The 19,521-nt window shown below is 58.5% G+C and carries 17 protein-coding genes and 1 tRNA gene; 10 read left to right on the top strand and 8 right to left on the bottom strand.

Annotated features, from left to right (window positions below):
- Positions 1–111: 111 nt before the first annotated feature.
- From AC1DZP_RS03830 to cax, 3 genes are all read right to left on the bottom strand, one after another.
- The gene (locus AC1DZP_RS03830; RefSeq protein ID WP_477228334.1) at positions 112–1,371 is read right to left on the bottom strand and encodes an MFS transporter; all 1,260 of its coding nucleotides are present in this window, start codon (positions 1,369–1,371) and stop codon (positions 112–114) included.
- Positions 1,372–1,543: 172 nt separating this feature from the next.
- Positions 1,544–1,900: a potassium channel family protein gene (locus tag AC1DZP_RS03835; protein WP_095081969.1), complete on the bottom strand. Its 357-nt coding sequence runs from the start codon at positions 1,898–1,900 to the stop codon at positions 1,544–1,546.
- A gap of 57 nt (positions 1,901–1,957) precedes the next feature.
- Entirely contained in the window at positions 1,958–3,052 is a 1,095-nt protein-coding gene (gene cax / locus AC1DZP_RS03840; RefSeq protein ID WP_477228303.1) for a calcium/proton exchanger, read from the bottom strand.
- A gap of 476 nt (positions 3,053–3,528) precedes the next feature.
- On the opposite strand from cax, the gene AC1DZP_RS03845 reads away from it, so the two are divergent.
- The 6 genes from AC1DZP_RS03845 (at position 3,529) to AC1DZP_RS03870 (ending at position 11,995) form a co-directional block, all read left to right on the top strand.
- Positions 3,529–3,822 carry an HdeA/HdeB family chaperone gene (locus AC1DZP_RS03845; RefSeq protein ID WP_477300231.1) on the top strand — a complete coding sequence of 98 codons (294 nt, stop codon included), beginning with the start codon at positions 3,529–3,531 and terminating at the stop codon, positions 3,820–3,822.
- 564 nt (positions 3,823–4,386) lie between these two features.
- A complete protein-coding gene (locus tag AC1DZP_RS03850) occupies positions 4,387–8,826 on the top strand; it encodes a GAF domain-containing protein (RefSeq protein WP_477300233.1) in 4,440 nt (1,479 codons plus the stop codon).
- Positions 8,827–9,046: 220 nt separating this feature from the next.
- Positions 9,047–9,403 carry an Hpt domain-containing protein gene (locus tag AC1DZP_RS03855; RefSeq protein ID WP_477228301.1) on the top strand — a complete coding sequence of 119 codons (357 nt, stop codon included), beginning with the start codon at positions 9,047–9,049 and terminating at the stop codon, positions 9,401–9,403.
- Complete coding sequence (locus tag AC1DZP_RS03860) at positions 9,396–10,949, top strand: response regulator (protein ID WP_477300235.1); 1,554 nt, start codon at positions 9,396–9,398, stop codon at positions 10,947–10,949. The genes AC1DZP_RS03855 and AC1DZP_RS03860 overlap by 8 nt, the downstream gene beginning before the upstream one ends.
- A gap of 392 nt (positions 10,950–11,341) precedes the next feature.
- Positions 11,342–11,545: a hypothetical protein gene (locus AC1DZP_RS03865; RefSeq protein WP_477301144.1), complete on the top strand. Its 204-nt coding sequence runs from the start codon at positions 11,342–11,344 to the stop codon at positions 11,543–11,545.
- Positions 11,546–11,782: 237 nt separating this feature from the next.
- Positions 11,783–11,995: a hypothetical protein gene (locus tag AC1DZP_RS03870; RefSeq protein ID WP_477300237.1), complete on the top strand. Its 213-nt coding sequence runs from the start codon at positions 11,783–11,785 to the stop codon at positions 11,993–11,995.
- Between the two features lie 552 nt (positions 11,996–12,547).
- Here AC1DZP_RS03870 and AC1DZP_RS03875 read toward each other — a convergent pair.
- Positions 12,548–12,624: transfer RNA gene (locus AC1DZP_RS03875), tRNA-Met, on the bottom strand.
- Positions 12,625–12,863: 239 nt separating this feature from the next.
- Here AC1DZP_RS03875 and AC1DZP_RS03880 point away from each other — a divergent pair.
- Positions 12,864–13,829, top strand: coding sequence for a Gfo/Idh/MocA family protein (locus AC1DZP_RS03880; protein ID WP_095081773.1), 966 nt, complete (start codon positions 12,864–12,866; stop codon positions 13,827–13,829).
- Positions 13,830–13,894: 65 nt separating this feature from the next.
- Here AC1DZP_RS03880 and mnmA read toward each other — a convergent pair whose 3' ends face one another.
- Positions 13,895–15,085 carry a tRNA 2-thiouridine(34) synthase MnmA gene (gene mnmA, locus AC1DZP_RS03885; protein WP_477228265.1) on the bottom strand — a complete coding sequence of 397 codons (1,191 nt, stop codon included), beginning with the start codon at positions 15,083–15,085 and terminating at the stop codon, positions 13,895–13,897.
- A 290-nt stretch (positions 15,086–15,375) separates the two neighbouring features.
- On the opposite strand from mnmA, the gene sciP reads away from it, so the two are divergent.
- A complete protein-coding gene (gene sciP, locus AC1DZP_RS03890; protein ID WP_006203587.1) occupies positions 15,376–15,651 on the top strand; it encodes a CtrA inhibitor SciP in 276 nt (91 codons plus the stop codon).
- Positions 15,652–15,785: 134 nt separating this feature from the next.
- On the opposite strand, the gene AC1DZP_RS03895 is transcribed toward sciP, so the two are convergent.
- Positions 15,786–16,712, bottom strand: coding sequence for an NADP-dependent oxidoreductase (locus AC1DZP_RS03895; protein ID WP_477300239.1), 927 nt, complete (start codon positions 16,710–16,712; stop codon positions 15,786–15,788).
- A gap of 89 nt (positions 16,713–16,801) precedes the next feature.
- Between AC1DZP_RS03895 and AC1DZP_RS03900 the strand changes: the two genes are divergently transcribed.
- Complete coding sequence (locus tag AC1DZP_RS03900) at positions 16,802–17,200, top strand: winged helix-turn-helix transcriptional regulator (RefSeq protein WP_477300241.1); 399 nt, start codon at positions 16,802–16,804, stop codon at positions 17,198–17,200.
- 93 nt (positions 17,201–17,293) lie between these two features.
- Here AC1DZP_RS03900 and AC1DZP_RS03905 read toward each other — a convergent pair whose 3' ends face one another.
- A complete protein-coding gene (locus AC1DZP_RS03905) occupies positions 17,294–17,671 on the bottom strand; it encodes a flagellar export protein FliJ (RefSeq protein ID WP_095090783.1) in 378 nt (125 codons plus the stop codon).
- A gap of 452 nt (positions 17,672–18,123) precedes the next feature.
- On the opposite strand from AC1DZP_RS03905, the gene ctrA reads away from it, so the two are divergent.
- Positions 18,124–18,819 carry a response regulator transcription factor CtrA gene (gene ctrA, locus AC1DZP_RS03910; RefSeq protein WP_006203583.1) on the top strand — a complete coding sequence of 232 codons (696 nt, stop codon included), beginning with the start codon at positions 18,124–18,126 and terminating at the stop codon, positions 18,817–18,819.
- A 143-nt stretch (positions 18,820–18,962) separates the two neighbouring features.
- Here ctrA and AC1DZP_RS03915 read toward each other — a convergent pair whose 3' ends face one another.
- Positions 18,963–19,331, bottom strand: a complete 369-nt coding sequence (locus AC1DZP_RS03915) for a response regulator (RefSeq protein ID WP_095090784.1) — start codon at positions 19,329–19,331, stop codon at positions 18,963–18,965.
- Between the last annotated feature and the right edge of the window lie 190 nt (positions 19,332–19,521).

Here is a 19,521-nt window from a genome sequence, read left to right on the forward strand (position 1 = left end):
CGGAAAACCTAGCTTCTTCCGCTTGTGTTCGTTCACGCACATAGAACGCGGTTTCGGGGATCCGGCATAGGCGTTCCTATCAGCTGATTTGCCCGCCAACCGCGCTTTGTTTCACTCTGCGGCCGGGACGGTGCGTGGATCGAGCCGCAGCGACTCGGGCGTGACAGCCCGTTCGGCCGGCAGTGTCCTGAACGCCCCCTTTGCAGCCTGCGATACCGGAGCGCGGCGGCTGATACGCAGGAGAGCATATGCGGCGAGCACTGCGTGAGGGAGGGCCGTTGCGAGGAACAGGCTCTCCGGTCGCATCTTGGTCATCACCGCGGCTCCCAGCATCGGCCCGACAATTGTGCCGAACCCATAGAATAACAGCAGACCGCTCGACACCTTGACGAACTCGTCCGGGCGGGCGTGGTCGTTTGCATGCGCCACTGCGACCGAATAGAGGGTGTAGGCCAGGCCCCCGTAGGCTGCGGTGGTGACAATCACGAGTGCCGCCGATCGTGGCTGGAGTACGAAGATGAGAAGTCCGAATGCGGCCGCTCCGACCGCCGCGCCGGCCAGCACAAAGCGGCGGTCGGTGATGTCGGACAGTCGACCCGCGGGAAACTGGAGAGCGGCACCGGCGAGCACAACTACGCTTGCCATCAGTGCAATACCCGCGTTGCCAATTCCGATGCGGGCACCATAGACGGCTCCGAGCGTCCCCCAGGCTCCGTTGGCAATACCTGTCATGAGGCAGCCGACCAGAGCGATCGGGGAAGTAGCATAAAGACCTTTCAGATCGAGAGTGACATCCTCAAGCGGTTGCGGTGTCACTGCCGATGATACCGCCGTCGGGATCAACGCGAGGCAGAAGAAGATCCCCGCGACCATGAACAATGACGCGTCCCCGATGTTGCCTATGGCGACAATCATCTGGCCGGCCATGATCGAGACATAGGACACGATCATATAGAGGCCGAAGACGCGGCCGCGGTTGTCATTGGTCGCCTTCTCGTTCAACCAACTCTCGATGACCATATAGGCGCCGGCCATGGCGAAGCCTGTGAAGGCGCGCAGAGCGATCCACACATACTGCTCGATTATCAAACCCGTCAGCAGCGCGATGATTGCACCAGCCGCTGCAAAGGTGCCGAACGCACGGACGTGCCCGATCCGACGGACAAGCCTAGGTGCGAAGATGCAGCCGGCGACGAAGCCGCCCGCCCAGGCAGTTCCGAGCAGGCCAAGCGACGCTGTCGAAAAGCCCTCCGCCTGCCCACGCAACGGCAAGAGCAAGCCATGCAACCCTGTCGCTGCAAGCAGGAATCCAGTGCCGCGAAGAAGCGACAGGATCGGGCGGTAGCCGATAGGTAAGAGGTAACCCAGCATCTTCCGATCGGGCTCAACAGACTTGGCACCCACACTAACTGGCCGCCGGCCGCCCAAAGTCAACACATGAGCCATACATAAGTGCGCAAAGAGGGCACGTTGTTGTCTTATGAGAAGCACGCAGCCTGAACCTCGCGCCACCTCAAGGGCATGGTTTTGAGGTATGGCTGGGCTAATCCGATCCTGAGCTATCGCGGTCCGTCACCCTCAGAGCCTGCACGCTGACAGCCGCAACGAGCCCAGTCAGCACAATCCCTGCGAAACCGATCACCAATGACAGCAACCGCGCCGAAACATGTTTGGGCGTAAAGTCGCCATAGCCGATAGTGAGCCCTGTCACGAAGGTGAAGTAGAGGGCCTCGTCGATCCGCCAACTCTCTATGCGCCAGATCATAAGCCCGGACCCAACCATGACCAGGAGAATCCCCGACAGGATGGGCCAGACCACACGAAGTTGCTGGACGAGCGCCAAGAAGAACAGACGCCTCATTTGCCTTGCTTGCGGCTTGTCGCGTGTCTTTGCCGACATGATCTCCGACCTTTCTGCTGTTCACGGTCAGGAACGCCGCCGATGGTCACGTTGACTTCACGGTATAGCCGGCGGCAGGATGTACAGCGTCATGGCGAAGATTATGTATACCATCAACACGAGGACGCCGACGAACCATGCCGACCGTCCGCTGTTCGTGACGAACATCGCGGTTAGGGTCGCGATTAGCACCATCACCACGGCACCCGGCCAGAACTGCAGGTCCATCGGCGACGGGCCGACCAGGTAACTCAGCAGCACCAGCACGGGTGCAACGAACAAAGCGATCTGGGAAGCGCTTCCCAGCGCGATCCCCACGCTCAAGTCGAGCCGGTTCTTGCGCGCGCCGGAAAACGCCGAGGCCATTTCGGCGGCGCCACCAACCAGTGCGACGACGATAAAGCCGACAAAAGCAGGGGTCATCCCCAAAGCTTCGGCTGCCTTTTGAACTGACTCGACGAAGATCTCGCTGACCAGGGCCACGAGTACTGTGACACCGACCAGCGTGGCTAGGGCCAGTCTAATCGGCCACGGTGCTTCACCTGCTTCGGCATGCTCCGCCGCGGCAAAGACCTCACGATGTGTACGGAGCGAGAACAACAGGCCTAGTCCATATCCGACGATCAGCAGAACGGCCAGGCCAAGGCTGAGCTTTTGGGTGACCGCTGCAGTTGAGGTCGAGTCCACTTCTGCGACAGCCGAAGGCATGAGGAGGGCGATTGTTGCCAAGAAAAGCAGACCCGACTGAAGACGCGCGCTGGCTCTATTGAATTCCTGGAAATGGTATCTGAGTCCGCCGAGCAGAAACGAGGCCCCCAGCATGAACAGCGTGTTGGTGACGATCGCGCCGGCAATGGATGCCTTTACCAACGTGTACTCTCCGGCGCGCAGGGCGGCCAGTGCGATGACCAGCTCGGTCAGATTTCCCAAGGTGGCATTGAGTAGCCCACCGGCGGCATCACCTGTCTCGGCGGCAACGGATTCGGTAGCGTGACTGAGCAACCCCGCCAGCGGTACGATGGCAAGCACCGACAAGACAAAGAGCGCCGTGTGGGCTTCGGGAGTGAACTTCGCGGCGGCGAACACCACCGGCACAGCGACCAGCAACCAAAGCATGGGGCTTTGGCGAATCTCCGTCAGAAGGGGGCTCAACTGTTCACTCCTGTTCGGTCGCCCAGACGGATCGGTGTTTGCCCTGACAATGCACCTGGCTACGGGTAGCGATTATAAGATCCGCCGGCGGATAACCGAAACTCACACCATAGCCGCATTTGACGCCCTCGATGATACCAGCGCTCGACGAGATAGCAAAGCGTCGTCCGCGATCTTGTTCGGCCGCCCGGCATGGCGGGCTCAGGTTTTGGCCATACGACCTGCAGATATTGCTCCGGCGGGCAGCTCTGCTGCTGCGAAACGTAGAAGGCATAGACCTCGATCCGGATGTGGCCGAATCGATCGACTTGGTTGCTGGCGAACTGAACCTGCCACGGTCAGAAGAGTGCGTATGCAAGGCATCGGGCTGATCTATCGCCGAAGAGCAACGGGGCGTGAATGTCATACTTCCAACAGAATACTACTGTTTCTTGGTAGCCAGCCAAAGGCGGGGCTTTCGGGAGGAGACTCTGACCATGAAACGCTATTTTCCGATTGCACTCGCAGTTGCGATTATCGGTTTGACCGGCCACGCAATGGCGGAGGAAGTGGACATGTCGACGCTCACCTGCAAGGAGGTGATTGCTATGCGGCCCGCCAAGATTGCTCGCGTTGCCATGTGGGTGAACGGCTATGTCCATGGCAAAGCTGGCAACCCCGAAATCGACACTGACAAGACAGATGCCAATGCAGAGAAGATCGCTGCTTATTGCAAGAAGCACCCCGACGCCACGGTGGCGAGCGCGTTAGAGGCGGTCGCCAAGATGTAGCAGAAGATTAAATGAAGCCTAACTGACGGGCGCCTGGACTCGCGGTTAACCGGTGTCGGACCGGACCCTGTTCAGGAAACGCACTGGCGGGCTTCCCTGTGACGACCCGGCTACTCGCGCCCTTATGCCTTGATGGCACTTAAGCCACTGATTGAATTTGCTGAAATGTGGTAGAGGGACACGAACCCAGAACCAATCTTCTCTGCATGATCAACATCCGCTTTGCGCCGCAAATCGGATGCAGAGACGACTTTGTCGATTCCCGAAAGCAGTCATCGTCGACGACCAAGTTGAAGTGCCCCAGGACCAGATATTGGCAGCTTCGATGCGTAGGTCGATGCGTAGGTAATCCTCATCCGGCTGGAAGCTATCCTGTAGCGGAACAGGCATTATCGGCGCGGCTCAACTGTTATGGCCGCTGTGCTCTTTAGGCAGGTCATTGGGGGGCAGAACGCAAGGCACTGTCAATCGGGCGATTGGCGTGTAACAGTATCTGCTAATATCCTTCAGGCGGCAAGCAAGGCTCCCCTCAAACGGCGGGATGTCTGTTGGGGAAGAGGCCGAATGCCAAGCTTAGTCGAAATGGACCTCGTGAGCCGTCTAGGAGACGCCAACCGCAAAATAGTCGAACTGGAAATCGCAAAGGCCACTGCAGCGACTGAACTTGATAAACTTTCAGTCGAAAACCAGCGCCTACTCAGAGTAGTTGAGGAGCGCACAAAGGAACTCGCAATCCTTGGTAGTGTCGGCGAAGCAATGTCGAAGACATTGACGGTAAAGACTGTGACTCGTATTGTCGGTGATAAGGTGCGAGAAATATTCGGAACCGACGTCACTGAAATCCTATTGCACGATGAAGCCTCTGGTTTGATCAGTGTCCCCTATTCGTTTTATCGAGACTATGTGGAGGTCGAACCGTTCCCTTTGGGTGCAGGATTGACTTCCCAAATTATCCTCTCGGGTAAACCGAAGATTCTCAACACCTTCGAGCAAGCGGTTGAACTGGGTGTCATTGTCCTCACCGAAGATGAGCGGTCCGAATCCTACATCGGCGTGCCGATCATCGCCGGAGACAAAACTCTGGGCGTTGTGAGCGTGCAGAGCTACAAAAAAAACGCGTTCAACGAAGATCATGTCCGTCTGTTGCAGGGGCTCTCATCGAGCATGGGCGTGGCCATCGCCAATGCTCGTCTTTTCGATGAGACGCAGCGCCTGCTGAAAGTTTCGGAGGGGCGCGCAAAAGAACTCGCGATCCTCAACAGCGTCGGCGAAGCAATGGCCAAGACGCTGAACGTCAAGACCGTCACTCGCATCGTCGGCGATAAGGTCCGCGAAATATTCGGAACGGACGTTACTGAAATCTTGTTGCGTAGTGATAGGTCTGACCTGATCACCGTACCCTATGCATTTTACAAGGACTATCAGGATCCCGAGCCATTTGCGATGGGCGAAGGGCTTACGTCAAAGGTCATATCGTCAGGCAAACCATTGGTATTGGGTACGACTGAGCAACACGTTGCCCTGGGCGCGCTCATACCTACCGAGGAGGACAGGACCGAATCCTACCTGGGCGTGCCGATCATCGCCGGTGACAGAATTCTGGGTGTAGTCAGCGTGCAGAGCTACGAGAAGAATGTCTTCAATGAAGATCATGTGCGTCTGTTGCAGGGGCTGTCATCCAGCATGGGCATCGCCATCGCCAACGCCCACCTGTTCGATGAGACCCAGCGCCTGTTGAAAATGATGGAGGCCCGCAACGCTGAACTGGCCTTCGTGAATGGCGTTCAGGAGGTGCTCGTCTCCAATGTGCAAATGCAGGCGATATATGACCAGATCGGCGATAAGATCCATGAGATATTCGACGCCCAGGTGGTGGATATCGGACTTTTCAACCCGGACGACAACCTCCTGCATTTCCCCTACGCGATCGAGCGGAACGTTCGCTTCCCCGATGAGCCGATCCCGCTCGTTGGCTTTCGCAAGCATGTCTTAGAGACGGGGCAGCCATTGCTGCTCAATGAGGGGATCATCGCCGCGACCGAGAAATACGGCAACCCGAGCGTGGCGCAGGGAAAGGCGCCGAAGTCGATCCTGTTCGTACCGATGATCATCGAAGGACAGGCCAAGGGCGTCATCTCGCTGCAAAACCTTGATCGTGAGCACGCCTTCAATGAATCGGACGTGAACCTGCTCACGACGATCGGCAATGCGACGTCAATTGCAATTGAAAAGGCGAGGCTCTTCACCGAGACGCGGCGCTTGCTGAAAGTAACAGAGGACCGCGCAGCAGAACTAGCCATTCTCAATAACGTCGGCGAGGCCATGACGCAGTCGCTGGATCTGGACACGGTCATTCGCCTCGTAGGCGACAAGGTGCGGGAGGCCTTCGGCACCGAGGTCAGCGAAATCTTGTTGCACGACAGCGAATCCGGCCTGATCCATGTCCCTTATGCGTACTTCAGGCAATATAGAGTAATTGATCCATTTCCATTCGGCATCGGTGTAGCGTCCAAAATTATAGAAACAGGGCGGCCGTTGGTCTTTCAGACCCTCGCGAAAGGAAGAGAGATTGGCGCGTACTTTCCAAACGAAGGAGACAGGACTGCATCTTACATAGGTGTACCCATCAAGTCTGGCGAAAAAACGCTGGGGGTTATCAGTGTACAGAGCTACCTGGAGAATGCGTTTGACGAAAATGACGTACGCCTTCTGCAGACGGTCGCCTCCAACATGGGGGTCGCCATTGCCAATGCCCGCCTATTTAACGAAACACAGCGCCTGCTACGAGTGACCGAGGCCCGCGCCGCCGAGCTTGGTGCTATCAGCACGGTCAGCCAGGCGCTGATTGCGGAATCCGAACTCGAAAGCACGATCCAGCTGATCGGCGACCAGATGCAGGAAATCTTCGATGCAGATATCGTCTATGTCGCTCTGCTCGACCCGGAAACCAAGCTAATCCATTTCCCCTATCAGTTTGGCGAGGCCTTCAATACGCTAACCCTCGGTGAAGGGCTGACAAGCAAGATCATAGAAACTGGCCACCCGCTGCTTATCAATCAGGATGTTGCAGAACGCGGTGCTCAGATCGGGGCTACCCCCGTCGGCAAGGATGCCTTGTCCTATCTGGGAGTTCCGATCAAGACGGCGCAAGGCACGCTAGGAGTGATCAGCGTGCAGAGCACTACCCGGGAGGGAATATTTACCGACGACTCGCTCCGCTTGCTTTCCACCATTGCCGCCAATGCCGGTGCTGCCCTGCATAACGCGCAGCTATTTACTGAGCTCAAACAGCTATCCCTTGCGCTGCAGCAAGCAAAGGAGGCGGCCGAGGCGGCAAATGAGGCGAAGAGTTCTTTTCTGGCGACCATGAGCCACGAAATCCGCACACCAATGAACGGCGTGATCGGAATGAGCAACTTGCTGCTCGGTACAAACCTTGACCCCGAACAACGCGAGATCAGCGAGACGATCAGCCACAGCGGGGAGGCGCTGCTAACGATCATTAATGATATACTTGATTTTTCCAAAGTTGAGGCTGGCAAGCTGGAGCTCGATCCAAGGCCCTTCGAACTGCGGGAATGCCTTGAGAGCGCGATTGACCTCGTAGCCTCCAAGACCGCGGAGAAGGGGCTCGACCTTGCCTACCTGGTGGAGCCCGGTACTCCCGACGGGATTGTCGCAGACAGCACGAGGCTGCGACAGATCTTGCTTAACATCCTCAACAATGCCGTGAAATTCACCGAACGAGGTGAAATCGTACTATCGGTGATGAAAGTTCCGCACGCAACTGAGGGTGCGGGCGCAGCCCACAGCGGAAGCGCGGAGGGGTTGTCCACCCTGCAGTTTTCAGTACGCGATACCGGCATCGGTATTCCCGAGGACCGATTGGATCGCTTGTTCAAGTCATTCAGCCAGGTAGATGCCTCGACGACGCGGCGCTACGGCGGGACGGGGCTAGGGTTGGCGATTAGCAAACGCCTGGCAGAACTGATGGGTGGGCAAGTATGGGTGGAAAGTGTTGAAGGGGCCGGTACAACATTCTTCTTCACGATCCGCGCCGCCGCTGCGCCCGCTCCTAGGCAGGCGCAAATGTCCGTGGCCAAAGTTGAACTCGCGGGCAAACGGTTGCTGATCGTGGACGACAACGCAACCAACCGGCGAATCCTATCTCTGCAGGCCCAATCCTGGGCCATGGTGCCACATACAACCGAATCGCCGCTTAACGCATTCGACAGGATTGCAAGCGGCCAACATTATGACGCCGTCGTGCTCGACATGAACATGCCAGAGATGGACGGTATTGAACTGGCCAAACGATTACGTGGGCTTGGTCAAAGCGGTGATCTGCCATTGATATTGTTGAGTTCCCTCGTACCCCTCGATGAGAGGAACAAGGCGGACATCGAAAGCATCAAATTCGCGGCCATGCTTCCCAAGCCGATCAAGCCCTCGCCACTCCTCAATGCTTTCATGTCAGTCTTTGCGGAGGCTCCTGTGCGACCCGCCCGGACCGATCAGCCGAAGGGACCGGCCCTAGATAGTTCGATGGCGGAAAAGTTTCCGCTTCGCATACTGCTTGTCGATGACAACAACACCAATAGAAAGCTTGGCTTCAAAGTGTTGGAGCGCCTTGGTTACCGACCGGACCTGGCAATCGACGGCCGGTCGGCGGTATCCACATACACGCAAGGCAGCCACGACGTCATTTTGATGGATATCGAAATGCCGGACATGGACGGTCTTGCGGCGACAAGATTGATCCGGGCGTCTGGTATCCAGGATGCGCGTCAGCCGTTTATCGTGGCCCTCACCGCCAACGCCATGGCCGGCGATAGGGAAAGGTATCTGGACGCCGGCATGGACGACTATCTCAGCAAGCCGCTACGCGTCGAGGACCTCATCGCCTCGTTGAACAAGGCGGTAGTGTCTGGTGGGCGCAGACCCGCTGGCGCAGCAAAGGATTTCGCGGTGCCCGGCACACCAAGCGGTGAAGAGGCAAATTAGGCGGCTGGCGCAACAACCCCAGGCTCCGTGGCGGCATTGTTTTCGAATTATGAGCTATCACTAAATTAGAATTGCTGCGACATTTAGCTTCTTGAGCACAAGGGGACATTGATAATCTCGGGAAGCGGTTCGATTTTCGATATCACTTCAATAACAAACGGGAAAAGTTCGCGGTCACGGGCTGAGGAGCCAGGAGATAGCGGCGCATTTGGGGGTCGTTTTGGCTATCGAAAGAGAGGCGCTTGCAAAGCTTCGCGAGCTTGTAGGTGGCGAGGAAGCCGATCTGGTAGAACTGGTGGAGTCCTTCCTCGAAGAAGGGCCTTCCATCATGCAAGACCTGCAGGCTTCTGTTGCGGCCTCGGATTTGGCTGCCACCCGCAGGGCCGCGCATTCTCTCAAATCCAATGCCAGGGACATGGGGGCTATCGACCTCGCCGAAATCTGCGCTCGACTGGAGCGGCGCTGCGAAAGTCGGGAACAGCCGGATTTGCAGCAGATCGACAGCGCGCAGGACGCCTTCGACTTGGCTGTCACGGAGCTTCGAGAGATTTTCGGTCTGGGAGGACGTCGTGCGTAACCCTGGCAAGATCCTCATAGTAGACGACTCCCGGACCATAAGAATCAAGCTCAAGAAGTCGGTCGAAGCACTCGGACATCAAGCCGAGGCGGTTGAGAGTGGCCGCGAGGCTCTCGACCGGCTTGCTGGCGAAAGCTTCGATCTCATTCTTCTCGACATTATCATGCCCGTGATGGACGGCTTCGAGGTGCTCAAGAGCCTCAAGGCGTCGTCCAGGACGCGGGATGTGCCGGTCATCGTGATCTCAGCGCTCGATGATGAGATGAGCAGCGTCGTCAAGGCGATTGAGCTTGGTGCCGAGGACTTTCTGCCCAAGAACTTTGAACTCGCTCTCCTCAAGGCACGCGTTGCGACCTGCATTGAGAAGAAAAGACTCCGCGACGTTGAAACGGAATATCTGCGGCAGGTGGCCAAGCTGACCAGGGCGGCCGCCACCCTGGAGACCGGGCGGTTCAATCCTTCGAAGCTCGGCATCCGCGATGTCGCAGGCCGTACAGATGGTCTCGGCAAGCTCGCCACGGTGTTCGCGACAATGGCTCAGAAGGTCTACGAGCGCGAACGAAAGATGCGGCAGAACATCCGCACTTTTCGTGGCGCTTTACTGCTGCTGGCATGTGGCGGGTTATGGGGCGTGGTTGTGCCGCTTTCCAAGATGGCTTCGCTCGTCGAGGCTCATCCGGTCGGACTGGCAATCCTTATTGACGTTATTGGAGCTGTGTTCTGCATTGGGATAAGCGTGAAGCGTAGGACAATGCCGAATCTCAAGGATCTCACGCGGGCGGAGTGGAAGTTCATCCTTGGTTTTGCGTTTATCAGCTCCGTGATCAACCAGGTCCTTGTGTATTGGGTGGCAAGCAAGCTTCCAGCTTCTATCGTCTCCATTGTCATCGTACTCGAGGGATTTGCAGTCTTTTTGTTCGCCGCCCTGATGCGGACCGAAGCGCCGAATTTGAAGCGTTTTTTAGGGCTTGGTTTGGGTCTCGTCGGCATCTGCATCATACTTCTCTACGGAGAGCCCGGGGAAATGGCCACCAGTTGGCTGTGGCTTGTCATTGCCCTTGTAATCCCCGTCACTTACGCGACCGAGGATATCTACCTCGCGGAGTCCAAACCCGCCAATATCGATAACGTCGCGCTTTTCGGCATCACGCTCGTTGTCTCGGTTTTGATGCTGATTCCGCTTGCCGTCTTTTATCAGGACTTCATACCGTTCGATCTCTTGACCGGTCGGCTTGGCGTCATCGTCGTGCTGATGGCTGCCGCCGGCAATTTGGCGATGCTGCTCTTCATCCTGTTGATCTCCAGCACCGGTGCCGTCTTTGCCAGCCAAAACGCCTACGCGGGGACAGCAGCCGGCATAGGCTGGAGTATGCTTTTGCTTGGAGAGGCCATACCAGCTGTGACATGGGCCTCTCTGGCACTGGTCGTCGTTGGTCTCCTGATGGTCGAGCCCAAGCAGGAGGCTGAGGAGGAACCCCCGCTGATTGACGACTCGCTGGAGGAATTTGTCCCGCGGCTCGATCTGATGCCGGCACCGACGGAATGAAAGATCGGACTACGATCTCGACCGCGGCCGACACGGCTCGTTCCGGGTGGCGCGAGTTCTTCCATGGTAAAAGTCGGGAAGGCTTGGCTATCGGTCGTCATTCGAAGGCCTCTTGCAGGGCTTTACGCGTCCATCTCCAATGGCTCGTGCCTTGGCTCATCGTGCCAGATGACTCGCCTCAAATCGCGCCGGTTGACCGTCTGTCCACATACCGGGCACATGTGAAAGGGGTCAATATCATCCTTTGGCTGATCGCCGTGGCGTCGGCCGACGATGGGCGGCCCGAGTTCCGAGAGCTTCGTCATGGACGCTCGAACCACCGACCACGGTAAAGGTTCCGGAACTATTTTAGCCAAAGCTTATTTAAGGGAGAGTGGGGAGCATGATCGCCTATTCGACAAAAAGCTACGGAAGCCGGTATTTTTGACCCGTCCGAATTGGCCTTGTTAGGACGAGTTTTCGAGCAGCTCAAGGTCGCCGACCAGCCGACTCCTGCGAGGGACGCACTCGCGTCTCGGATCATCGCGAATTACATGGCCGGCGTGACTGACGAGACGGAGTTGGTATCGCTTTCAAAGCAGCCGTTGGGGCGTTAGAAGCGCCGCTCCGGCGCGTTTCACGTATTGAAGAATGGCCGGTGCGGCTGGGCTATTTTGGGATGCTGGCGGCCACACCGGCCACTGGGATCGGGCGTTTTTTTGGGATCGTCCCCCGCGCTGCCTAAGTTATGAGCATATTAGCAGCTGCGCAACTAAGACTATCGGCGACACCAGGCCAAGCGGGACGTGGCACGGAAATTGCGGCGGCATCATCATATCAGGGAGGAGTGAAAAATGATGCGTCAAGATGGAACAACAGCAGCGCCAAAAAGGGCAATACGGCGCGTGCCAGAATGGCGCCTCAAGAAGAGAACGTTTGAGGTTCCGTACCTCATGAAGCTCGGCAACATCAGCCGCCAGGAAGCGCTGGCTTTGATCGCTAGCCATGGTGGAGACAGAGACGAAATCACTGCTGAACTGTTTTCGCGGAGAGGTCGATCACATTAGCTGTTCAGAACATGGGCGGCGTGGCGGATGATCGAAAGCGGTCCTAAGATTGTCTGCAATTCGTGCAGAGTGCCCCTTAGCAGTGTCAGTGAGCCGCAAGGTTCCGACCTCCTAGATCAAGGATAGCCATGGTAGCTTGACAGCGTGAGCGTCCGCTCTGAGCCAGAAGCCGCCGTCGAGTTCAGCCGCTTTACGGCAGCTATTCAACCCTCGACGCCCATGAGCGGACAGTCGGCCCGCGACCCCGATGCCGCCAAGCGCCCGCTCATGGCGCAAGCCAGGCCTAGCGATGGTATGGTTGTGGTCGTTTTTGACAGGCGAGCGAACCGCAAACTGCCGCAGCAAGGCCGGCGCTAAAGCATTGATATTGCTGTCGTCAAAACCTAGGGATTTTTAGGGCTACTCCCCAGCTTTGGAGAATAATGGGCATTCAGAGAGCGTTTTGGGGAAGAACGTCGTTTCCGCATTCCCCGGCTTTCGGCTGCACACCCCGCAAACGCTGGGCTTTCGGGAAACCGTGCGGCGACCGGAGAATTGTTTGGACTTTGAAGGTGGTAGCGGGAGAGGGACTTGAACCCCCGACCCCAGGATTATGATTCCCGTGCTCTAACCAACTGAGCTACCCCGCCAGGGCGGCGAAAGGCCCGAAATCCGCCTTAAATCGAAAGGCATGTCGGGGGCGTTCGCCAAGGTCGCGCGGATATAAGGTTGGGAGGGCGAGCCTGTCAAGCTTCGAAGCAACCGGCGCGCCGGCTTATTGTCATTGTCGAAAAGCTTTGCCGCGCAGACATTTGGTTGCTGCCGCCGGGGTTGAGTTCGTAGGGGCACGTCGCTATGTCTCGGCCACGAGTTTTAAGAGTTGAAACAGATGAAACCGCGCATTGCAGTCCTCGGTTGCGGATACTGGGGCAGCAACCACATCCGCACCCTCAAGGCGCTCGGCGCGTTGCACGCGGTGTCCGACGCCAACCGGGCTCGCGCCGAAGGCTTCGCCAGCGAGCAGGATTGCCTGGCGATCGAGCCCGACCAGCTGTTCGTCCGTGACGATATCGACGCCATCGTCATGGCGTTGCCGCCGCAATTCCATGCCGACCTCGCGGTGCGCGCCTCCGAGAGCGGCAAGGACGTGCTGGTGGAGAAGCCGATCGCGCTGACGGTGCCGGACGCCGAGCGCGCGGTGCAGGCGGCCAAGGACAATGGCCGCGTCTTCATGGTCGGCCATGTCTTGCGTTTTCATCCCGCCTTCGAGACGCTGAAGGGGCTGATCGACAAGGGCGAACTCGGCGAAGTCCGCTACATCCATTCGCATCGGCTCGGCCTCGGCAAGTTCCACACCGAGAACGACGCGCTGTGGGACCTTGCCCCGCACGATTTGTCGATGATCCTGGCGATTACCGGCACCGAGCCGATCGAGGTGCGCGGCGAGGGCGCTGCCCTGCTCGACAATCTCAGCGACTTCGCGCATCTGCACATGCGCTTTCCCAACGGCCTGCGCAGCCATCTCTTCACCTCGCGGCTCAATCCTTATCGCGAGCGGCGGCTGACCGTGGTCGGCACCAAGGCGATGGCGGTGTTCGACGACGTCGAACCATGGGAACGCAAGCTTGCCGTCTACCGCCACGCTGTGTGGCAGGACAGCGGCCAATGGGCCTTCACCACCAATGAGCCGTCCTATGTCGCGGTTGCCCAGGGCATGCCGCTGACGCGTGAGCTGGAGCATTTCATCCAGTGCATCGAAACACGGGCCGAGCCGCGCACCAGCGGCGAGGAAGCGATCAGGGTGCTGCGCATCCTGACCGCGGGGACGGTCACGCATACCACGCCCAATTCCTGAGAGACCGTTTGGACTCTGTCACTCGCCGGCGCGAATTCCGAAACAGTCACTGAGCGGGTAGCGGATTACTCGGCGGGGATCTGCGCCGGCCTGGCGGAAAGCCGCGTCAGCATGGCCTCGGCCTCGGCGCCACGCTCCGAACGCTCGATGAAGCCGCCGCCGAACACACGCGCCTCGTTGCCGTCATCGGAATAGAGCACACAGGCCTGTCCGGGCGCGATGCCGGACTCGCCGTCGACCAGTTCCACCCATGTGGCGCCAGCGCGGTGATGCAGCACGGCAGGGCGGGGCGGGCGGGTCGAACGGACCTTGGCGAACAGCTCCAGGCCACCGGCGGGGACATCGGCCAGCGGCCCGTCGCCCAGCCAGTTCATGTTGCGCAGATAGATCTTGTGCGTCTCAAGCGCCTCGCGCGGGCCGACCACGACGCGGGCGCGGTCGGCGTCGAGATGGACAACGTAAAGCGGCTCGCCGGAAGCGATGCCGATGCCGCGGCGCTGGCCGATCGTGTAGCGCAGGATGCCCTCGTGGCGGCCGAGCACGCGGCCGTCGATGTGGACGATGTCGCCCGGATTGGCAGCAGCCGGCTTCAGCTTGGCGATGATATCGGAATATTTGCCCTGCGGCACGAAGCAGATGTCCTGGCTGTCCTGCTTGGCGGCAACCGTTAGCCCCATCTCCTCGGCGATGGCGCGAACCTGCGGCTTCGACAGGCCACCGAGCGGGAAGCGCAGATAGTCGATCTGCGCCTGTGTGGTGGCAAACAGGAAATAGCTCTGGTCGCGGTCGGCGTCGACCGGCCGGAAAAGCGCGCGGTGGGCGCCATTGGCGCCGGAGCGGATATAATGGCCGGTGGCCAGCGCGTCGGCGCCAAGCTCCTTGGCGGTGGCCAGAAGATCGGCGAACTTCACCGTCTGGTTGCAGGAAACGCACGGGATCGGCGTCTCGCCGGCGACGTAGCTTTCAGCAAAGGGATCGATGACCGCCTTGCGGAAGCGTTCCTCGTAGTCGAGCACATAGTGGGGAATGCCGAGCGTCTCCGACACTCGGCGCGCATCATCGATGTCCTGCCCGGCGCAGCATGAACCGGCCCTGTGGGTTGCCGCGCCATGGTCGTAGAGCTGCAAGGTGACGCCGACGACGTCATAGCCCTCGCGCTTCAATAGGCCGGCGACGACCGATGAATCAACACCGCCCGACATGGCGACGACGATGCGGGTGTTTTCGGGACGTCCGGGAAGATCGAGGCTGTTCATGGTTCTTTCGTTCTGCGCGGCGCCTGAATGCCAATGACGCGAATATAGGTCAAGCTTTCCGGCTACGCCAGCTTGCAGGGCCGATCGACAGGCAGCGACCGGTTCCGGCGGATTGAGAGATTTTTCCGCGCCGCTGCTGCGCTTCCCGGCTGATGTTTCAAATGCCGACGAAAAGACTAACGCGGCGTTCATGATCCTTACCTAGTCATTAGGGTCTGCTTAGGCAATTTTTAAAGCTGTGGCGGTAACGTGGCGGGGATTGGGTCTTTGAGTTTTTTGTAGAGAGTACGATGACCGATCTGGTTAGACCGAGAGTCAAATATGTTATCGGGCCTGACGGCAGCCCTCTTACGATTGCCGATCTGCCGCCGACGAATACACGTCGCTGGGTTATCCGGCGTAAGGCGGAAGTGGTTGCGGCGGTGCGCGGCGGGCTTTTGAGCCTTGAAGAGGCATGCCAGCGCTACAAGCTCACCACCGAGGAATTCCTGTCCTGGCAGGCGTCGATCGACGAATATGGCCTTGCCGGTCTGCGCACCACGCGCATCCAGCAATACCGGCATTAGGGCATCATCCCGAAAAGTGGAATCCGGTTTTCGGAAAAGATCCTGCTCAAACACTGAGATCGAGCCGGTCAGAACAAAGATCAAAGGGCGCGGCACTCCGCGCCCTTTTGTTTTAAAGCGAGTCTTTTTGGCGCTCAGGCCGTCAGCACCACTTTGCCGATCGGCTTGGTGGCAAGAAAGGCGTGCGCCGCACCTGCCTGCTCGAGCGGGAAGCTTTTCGCCACATGGACGGCGAGCTTTTTGGCATCGATCAACCGGGCAAGTTCCAGCAGGCCTTGGCGGTCAGGCACTACCGACATGCGCTCGACCCTTATGTCGCGCGCGCTGGCCTGCGCCCTGGTGGCGTCATTCACGTTCAGCAAAGACACCAGCACGCCGCCGTTCCTGACCACCTTCAGCGAACGATCGGCATGGTCGCCGCCAATCGGCTCCAGCACGAGATCAATGTCGCCAACCGTGTCGGCGAAATCGCCCTTGGTATAATCGAGAACCTCATCGGCGCCGAGCGAGCGGACGAAATCGAGCTTTTGCGGGCTGGCGGTGGCGATGACGTAGGCGCCTCGCGCCTTGGCGATCTGCACCGCCAGATGGCCAACGCCGCCGGCTGCCGCGTGGATCAGCACGCGCTGGCCTGATTTCAGCCCGCCATGGCGGACCAAGCCCTGCCAGGCGGTGAGGCCGGCCAGCGGCAATGCGCCTGCCTCGATGTGGTCGGCGCCCTTCGGCTTCAGCGCGATTTCATCGGCTGGCACAGCCGCCAGTTCGGCGTAAGCGGCGGCCTGCTTGGGGAAGCGCGGCATGCCGAACACCTCGTCGCCGACCTTGAAGCCGGTGACGCCGGCGCCCAGCGCCTCGATGGTTCCCGAGATATCCCAGCCCAGGATGAAGGGTGGTTTGCCTAGCAGGGGGTAATAGCCGGCGCGGACGGAGCCATCGACCGGATTGATGCCGGCTGCCTTGACACGGACCAGCACCTCGCCGGCCTTTGGCGTAGGGTCGGGCTGATTGGCAATGACCAGGACGTCGGGTCCGCCGACGGAATTCTGGATAACGGCACGCATGGGATGTCTCCTGCTTGGTTGGTGCCACTATCATCTGGATAGTAATAGTCTCTTGTCCAGTATGTACCTCATTGATATATAGGTACCCTATGGATAGTGATGACCAATCTCCATTCGGCTATGATGCGTACCGGCGGACGTGTGCTTCGCACACCGTGCTCGAGATGCTGGCCAGCAAATGGGTCTATCTGGTGGTTTGCGCGCTGCGCAAAGGCCGGTTGCGCAACGGCGAGCTTGCCCGCAAGCTCGAAGGCATCACGCCGAAGATGCTGACGCAGACATTGCGCGTGCTTGAGCGCGACGGTCTGGTGCGGCGCGAGATCTTCCCGGTCATTCCGCCGCGCGTCGAATATGAATTGACCGAGCTTGGCCAGAACCTGGCGGGACTGCTCAACCAGATCAGGTCGTGGTCGGAACAGCATGCGCCGGACATCAAGGAAGCCAGGGCGCGGGCGACTGCTGTAAATGAGGGCGACTGGGCCGCCTAGCTTCGATCCGAGTCTTTCGTAGCCGTCCGGCAAAGGCCGGAAGCGGGATTTTGCGCTCGCCGGCAAGCGCCGACGTCGCGGACAGGCCGGACTTCAGCCGATCATGGCGCTGCGGCCGCCGACCTCGGCCTCGCGAATCTTGGTGTCGCGTGATTCGAGCATCTCAGCCTTGGAAAGCTCCGCTTCAGCTTCGCCGAGTAATGATTCGGCAGTGCTTCGCTGGTGGGCGAGGTCGCTTTGCGAATTTCTAAGGTTGTCGCGACGTAAACGCGCCGCCTTGGCAAAGGTCGGATAGGCAAAATGGTTGATGTCGGTGATGCCGGCTTTCTTTTCTTCGGCGGTGATCTGAAGCTCCAGTTCGACGGCCATGCGTTCGAACTCGGCGATCATCATGTCGAGCTGCAGCAGCTGCCGCCGCTTCTCATTCACCTGAAACTGTTTCAGCCGAACGAGGTTTTCACGTGACTTCATGATTCGGTACTCCCGGAAACGCACACCCGCACATATCGTCCAAACCGCCTGGAAAGGCCCAGGCCTTGCCCGTGTCCACCGGCTTTCCCCGAACTATAGGAAACAAAACCCTAAAGTTTTTTGCCGGCGGTAACCATTCGTTTACGGGCATTGTTAATCATACGGCTCAGGACTTAAGGCCGGGTAAAAATTCCGGCCGCTGATGCGGGAGCCGCGTCAATGAGTCTCTGGAGTCGCTTAGTCCAGGTTGTTAATGTGTTGCATTAGGAATTTGGTTCTGGGATTCGTTATTAGATTCAAGAGGGTGTAGAAAGAGGTTAAAAAATCTGGTACCTTACTCGACGGGAAATTAGGTTTTGTTAACCATTTGATGGCAGCCTCTGCACAAGGCAACCACTGCTCCGGGTCCGGACGGGTCGTGAAATGGTCCGGTAGCAGAAAAGGGGAATGAAATGCGTGTTCTGCTGATAGAAGATGACAGTGCAACCGCACAAAGCATCGAACTGATGCTGAAATCGGAAAGTTTCAATGTCTACACGACCGATCTCGGTGAAGAGGGTGTCGATCTAGGCAAGCTCTACGACTACGACATCATCCTTCTCGATCTCAACCTGCCTGACATGTCGGGCTATGAAGTCTTGAGAACGCTTCGCCTGTCCAAGGTGAAAACGCCGATCCTCATCCTCTCCGGCATGGCCGGCATCGAGGACAAGGTACGCGGCCTCGGCTTCGGCGCCGACGACTACATGACCAAGCCGTTCCATAAGGATGAGCTGGTCGCCCGCATTCATGCCATCGTGCGGCGCTCCAAGGGCCATGCCCAGTCGGTCATCACTACCGGCGACCTGGTGGTCAACCTCGACGCCAAGACCGTTGAAGTCGGCGGCCAGCGCGTGCACCTCACCGGCAAGGAATATCAGATGCTGGAGCTGCTCTCGCTGCGCAAGGGCACCACACTGACCAAGGAAATGTTCCTCAATCACCTCTATGGGGGCATGGACGAGCCCGAGCTGAAGATCATCGACGTCTTCATCTGCAAGCTGCGCAAGAAGCTCGACGCGGCATCCGGCGGCCAGAATTACATCGAGACGGTCTGGGGTCGCGGCTATGTGCTGCGCGAACCGGAAGACATCCGCGTCAGCGCCTGAGCGGCGAGCAGAACTTTTCTTCGACAAAAAACCCGGCTCCGGCCGGGTTTTTTCGTGATGGGCTGATAACTATTTGTTTTGACGCAATTTTGGACGGAAAATGCTACACATTTTTCCTCGAAGATTGCTCTAGGCCGCCCGAATCAGGCGGCGATTTTCAAGGTGCGAAAACGCTCGAGCAGTTGCGGCCGATTGAACGGCTTCAGGAGATAGCCCTGGGCGCCGGCGCGCTTGGCCCGCATGATCGAAGCGATATCGAGCTCGACCAGTGAAATCAGGATCTGCGGCCTTATCGGGCTCTCCATGGCGCGCACGCGGCGGATGAGATCGACCGCCGCCACGTCCGGCAAGGCGCCGTCGACGACGATGATGTCGGGCATGTCGGCCGCGCACATCTCCAGCGCGTCAAGGCCGCTGGCTGCCTCGATGACAACCATGTCGGAGCCGCCCAGGATGCGTTTTGCAACCTTCCTGATGACGCTTGAATCGTCGACGAACATGCAGCGTTTCATTTCCGGGTCCTCTTGCCTGTTGGCAATCCGGTGGCGTCGGGGCATCTGAAAGGCACCATACGCCGATCTGGTAAAGAAGCCGAAAAGCGTTTAGGTAAAATTTTTGCAAAGAGGCCGTTTGCGGGCTGTTCTTCGCAATGCTTCGGCACGACCAGCCAGGTGAAGCTCATCTCACTTCGATCGAAGCGCC

Source organism: Mesorhizobium sp. P2_F8 (genome assembly GCF_056403655.1).

Bases quoted from the DNA above. Each gene is read 5' to 3' on its own strand.
- AC1DZP_RS03915 (WP_095090784.1), bottom strand. From the start codon at position 19,331: ATGAAACGCTGCATGTTCGTCGACGATTCAAGCGTCATCAGGAAGGTT.
- AC1DZP_RS03895 (WP_477300239.1), bottom strand. From the start codon at position 16,712: ATGCGTGCCGTTATCCAGAATTCCGTCGGCGGACCCGACGTCCTGGTC.
- AC1DZP_RS03900 (WP_477300241.1), top strand. From the start codon at position 16,802: ATGGATAGTGATGACCAATCTCCATTCGGCTATGATGCGTACCGGCGG.
- AC1DZP_RS03830 (WP_477228334.1), bottom strand. From the start codon at position 1,371: ATGCTGGGTTACCTCTTACCTATCGGCTACCGCCCGATCCTGTCGCTT.
- AC1DZP_RS03880 (WP_095081773.1), top strand. From the start codon at position 12,864: ATGAAACCGCGCATTGCAGTCCTCGGTTGCGGATACTGGGGCAGCAAC.
- AC1DZP_RS03905 (WP_095090783.1), bottom strand. From the start codon at position 17,671: ATGAAGTCACGTGAAAACCTCGTTCGGCTGAAACAGTTTCAGGTGAAT.
- AC1DZP_RS03835 (WP_095081969.1), bottom strand. From the start codon at position 1,900: ATGTCGGCAAAGACACGCGACAAGCCGCAAGCAAGGCAAATGAGGCGT.
- mnmA (WP_477228265.1), bottom strand. From the start codon at position 15,085: ATGAACAGCCTCGATCTTCCCGGACGTCCCGAAAACACCCGCATCGTC.
- sciP (WP_006203587.1), top strand. From the start codon at position 15,376: ATGACCGATCTGGTTAGACCGAGAGTCAAATATGTTATCGGGCCTGAC.
- AC1DZP_RS03845 (WP_477300231.1), top strand. From the start codon at position 3,529: ATGAAACGCTATTTTCCGATTGCACTCGCAGTTGCGATTATCGGTTTG.
- AC1DZP_RS03850 (WP_477300233.1), top strand. From the start codon at position 4,387: ATGCCAAGCTTAGTCGAAATGGACCTCGTGAGCCGTCTAGGAGACGCC.
- AC1DZP_RS03870 (WP_477300237.1), top strand. From the start codon at position 11,783: ATGATGCGTCAAGATGGAACAACAGCAGCGCCAAAAAGGGCAATACGG.
- ctrA (WP_006203583.1), top strand. From the start codon at position 18,124: ATGCGTGTTCTGCTGATAGAAGATGACAGTGCAACCGCACAAAGCATC.